The sequence below is a fragment of the uncultured Oscillibacter sp. genome, from assembly GCF_910587525.1.
GTDB lineage: Bacteria > Bacillota > Clostridia > Oscillospirales > Oscillospiraceae > Oscillibacter.
On the sequence record NZ_CAJULS010000183.1, the window covers coordinates 1 to 3,550 of the forward strand.

Sequence of the window (3,550 nt, forward strand, 5' to 3'; positions counted from 1 at the left end):
CATGAAGGCCCAATATTCCAAGGTGGAGACCAACGTGGACAAGATCGTCCGGGAGCTGGAGCAGCATCAGGTGACGCTGATGAAGGACGTGGCCATGTTCGACCAGATGTATGAGCTGAACCTGAAATACTACAAGGAACTGACCATGTACATCCTGGCGGGCAAAAAAAAGCTGGCCGGCGTGCGGGACAACGAGCTCCCCGCCCTGCGGGCCAGGGCGGAGCAGACCGGCGCCCAGGAGGACGCCCAGGCCTACAACGACAGGGTGCAGATGTGCGAGCGCTTTGAGAAGAAGCTCCACGACCTGGAGCTGACCCGTATGATCTCCATCCAGATGGGCCCCCAGACCCGGCTCCTCCAGAACAACGACACACTGATGGTGGAGAAGATCCAGTCCTCTCTGGTGAACACCATCCCCCTGTGGAAGAGCCAGATGGTACTGGCCCTGGGCATGGAGCACGGCCGCCAGGCCACCGCCGCCCAGAGCGCCGTGACGGAGATGACCAACGAGCTTTTGAAAAAGAACGCCGACATGCTGAAAATGGGCACCATCCAGACCGCCCGGGAGGCGGAGCGGAGCATCGTGGACATCGAGACCCTCCAGCACACCAACGAGCAGCTGATCTCCACCCTGGACGAGGTGCTGAACATCCAGCGGGAGGGCGCGGAGAAGCGCAAGGCCGCCGAGGCGGAGCTGGGGAGAATTGAGGGGGAGCTTCGGGCGAAGCTGATGGAATTGAGGAAGTAGGACTTTCTTTTCCCCCGAAAGGGGGAGGTTGTTCTCGCCCTGACGGGCGGGGGAGAATTCAGCCATGAGGATGGCTGGCAGATGCACCCCCCATTTTCTTTTTGGTTGCGCCAAAAAGAAAACGGGCCGTGCACGGTCCAAAAGAAAAACCGCTTTTGCCGTCGCAGAAGTCTGCCGCTCCGATTGAAGGGCGCGCAGCAGGCCTGATTGTTGGACGCATTGTCTCTGCTCCTCTTCCCGCGCTTCGCGCCTGATCTGCCCCGTGTGGGAGGGGGCCCGCACCTGACGGTTTTTCCTTCGGCCTCCGGTACTGTAAGGCCCGGTCCCCTGCGCAGGCCGTTTCTCCGTACTTCCGGCCAGCCGCTCAGACCCAGAGCTCACGGGCGACGGAGAAGGCGGTCAGGAACATGGCCTCCATTTCCAGCTCCTGCTGCCTGCGGCAGAATTTTTGATACTGCTCCAGTGTCTCCAGCTGTTGGGCGGAGAGGCCCTTTTTCAGGACAGCCAGGGTATGGGCCTGATCTGATATGGTGAGGTCTATGGCGTCGCGGTCTAAAAAGCTGGGGAGCCGGTAATTTTGAGCGTAGTTGTAGAGAAGCTGTGCCAGAGTGGTCATTTCAAAACACCGCCAATCTTATTTTTGTTCATAATAACACGAACATAATTAACTGTCAAGGGGGCCGGCATGGAATCATTTCCGACACGACTAAAAAAGCTGCGGGAAAGCCGCAGAATTTATCAGCGCGAAATTGCCGAAGCTCTTGGTGTGACTACGCGCGCCTATCAATTTTATGAGAGCGGCCGCAGCGAACCGAATATAAAAACCCTGATTGCCATTGCCGATTACTACCGAGTATCCATTGATTACCTCGTGGGCCGGACGGACGTGCCGGACCTCAATACGGCCAGGGCGGAGGAGTGAGTTTATGAAATTGTTCCAAAAACGCCCCATAGCCGTTGCCGTCATGGTGCTGGCCATTATCGCCGGTGTCCTGCTGGGAAACGCCCGCAGGCCCGACGGCGCCGGGGAGGCCTCCACCTCCGTCGTGGGGAGCTACCGCTATGTCATGGACAGCGAGGGCGTCATCTCCGAAAAGACCATGGCTTACATTGAAAGCATGAACATGTCCCTGTTTGCCCAGACCGGGGCCCAGATCGCCGTCATCGTGGTGGACACCACCGGCAGTACGGAGATCGGCGACTATACCCAGCAGGAATTTGACCGCTTGGGCGTAGGGGCGAAGGAGACCAACAACGGCGTGCTGCTGTTGCTGGCCCTGGAGAATATGTACAAGGGCCAGCCCGACGGGGATTACTACGCCGCCTGGGGCGGCGGCTTCCGCAGCCGGGAGGGGGACAGCCTGTACAGCATTGCCCTGAACCATATGGAGGACCCCTTTGCCCAAAAGGATTACGACAAGGCGGTGCGCAGAACCTTTGATGCCCTGGTGGACTATTTGGAGGACCTGTACAATGTGACGGTGAAGGAGGATTACATCCCCGCCGTCCGGCAGGAGTACACCGCTTTGGCCGGAGGCTATGAGACCAGCACCACCGGTTATGTGCCCCCCGCTCCCATGGCGATGGTGGGCCAGCTGGTGATGCTGCTGACCGTACTCTTTGTGCTGTGGATCATCCTGGACGCCATGCGCTACCGGCGTTACCGCCGGCGGTACATGATGCCGGGCATGGGGATTCCCACAGTTCCCTATTATCCGGTGTTCTGGGGCAGGCCCCGGCGGCGCAGGCCGCCCCCCAGACCGCCCCGCCGGCCGCCCTCTCCGCCCAGGAGCGGAGGCGGAAGACCTCCCCAGCCGCCCAGAGGCGGCTTCGGCGGCGGATCCTTTGGGAGCGGCGGCAGCCGAGGAGGCTTTGGCGGCGGCTCCTTTGGAAGCGGCGGAGGCCGCGGGGGCTTTGGCGGCGGCTCCTTTGGGGGCGGCGGCAGCCGCGGAGGCTTTGGCGGCGGCTCCTTCGGAGGCGGCGGAGGCCGCGGGGGCTTCGGCGGCGGCTCCTTCGGAGGCGGCGGAGGCCGCGGGGGCTTTGGCGGCGGCTCCTTCGGAGGCGGCGGAGGCCGCGGGGGCGGACGCCGGTAAACTGCATAAAAAGAGAGCAAAGAGACACGGCCCTAAAGGGCCGTGTCTCCGCATATTGGGGGATATCCCCTGCTGGGTTTTCGGAACTGCCGGCGGACTGGGGAAAGCTGCAGAATGGGGGACCCTGCGCTGAAGACGGAGAATCAACTTCTGATTTATTTTTTTGATTTTATTTTCTTTCAGAAATTTGTCTTGCTGTAATCTGTTGGTATATATTATATTTTTGTAAAAATACAGAATACCGTACAGAATAAATTCTATACAGCATTCTGTATTTCATTCTTGTAAAAAGTGTGGTATGATGTCACTCGTTGAATTCACAGTTTAAGGAGAGAGATTATGACTAGCGCACAAATCTGTATTATGGCGACCATTATTTTGTACCTCTGTTTTGTGATCTTTACCGGCGTGATGATTGGCCGCCGGTCCAAGAAGAGCGCCGAGGGGTTTTACCTGGGCGGACGGGGCATGGGACCTCTGGTCACCGCTATGAGCGCCGAGGCCTCTGACATGAGCAGCTATCTGCTGATGGGCATTCCGGGGCTTGCGTATCTTTCCGGCGTGGCCGACGCCAGCTGGACCGCCATCGGCCTGGCGGCAGGTACGTACCTCAACTTTCTGCTGGTGGCGAAGCGGCTGCGCCGGTACAGCGTGAAGCTGGACGCCATCACCATCCCCAGCTTCATCTCCAAGCGGTACGGCGAGAAGA

Annotated in this window: 4 protein-coding genes and 1 pseudogene; 4 read left to right on the plus strand and 1 reads right to left on the minus strand. The window is 59.4% G+C overall.

The genetic code is table 11. The features are described from left to right. Positions 1 to 748 (plus strand): toxic anion resistance protein (locus QZ326_RS11970; protein WP_295745520.1); only part of this gene is annotated, 748 nt, incomplete at its 5' end. A 364-nt stretch (positions 749 to 1,112) separates the two neighbouring features. Here the strand turns inward: QZ326_RS11970 and QZ326_RS11975 are convergent. Then, the gene (locus QZ326_RS11975; protein ID WP_295745522.1) at positions 1,113 to 1,364 is read right to left on the minus strand and encodes a hypothetical protein; all 252 of its coding nucleotides are present in this window, start codon (positions 1,362 to 1,364) and stop codon (positions 1,113 to 1,115) included. Positions 1,365 to 1,433: 69 nt separating this feature from the next. Between QZ326_RS11975 and QZ326_RS11980 the strand changes: the two genes are divergently transcribed. The 3 genes and pseudogenes from QZ326_RS11980 to QZ326_RS11990 all read left to right on the plus strand — a co-directional run. Beyond that, complete coding sequence (locus QZ326_RS11980) at positions 1,434 to 1,670, plus strand: helix-turn-helix domain-containing protein (RefSeq protein ID WP_295745524.1); 237 nt, start codon at positions 1,434 to 1,436, stop codon at positions 1,668 to 1,670. A 4-nt stretch (positions 1,671 to 1,674) separates the two neighbouring features. Then, on the plus strand, positions 1,675 to 2,841 hold the full coding sequence (locus QZ326_RS11985; RefSeq protein WP_295745527.1) for a TPM domain-containing protein: 1,167 nt from the start codon (positions 1,675 to 1,677) through the stop codon (positions 2,839 to 2,841). A gap of 339 nt (positions 2,842 to 3,180) precedes the next feature. Beyond that, positions 3,181 to 3,550, plus strand: a pseudogene (locus QZ326_RS11990) (sodium:proline symporter); the annotation flags it as partial.

Bases quoted from the DNA above. Each gene is read 5' to 3' on its own strand.
- QZ326_RS11975 (WP_295745522.1), bottom strand. From the start codon at position 1,364: ATGACCACTCTGGCACAGCTTCTCTACAACTACGCTCAAAATTACCGG.
- QZ326_RS11985 (WP_295745527.1), top strand. From the start codon at position 1,675: ATGAAATTGTTCCAAAAACGCCCCATAGCCGTTGCCGTCATGGTGCTG.
- QZ326_RS11980 (WP_295745524.1), top strand. From the start codon at position 1,434: ATGGAATCATTTCCGACACGACTAAAAAAGCTGCGGGAAAGCCGCAGA.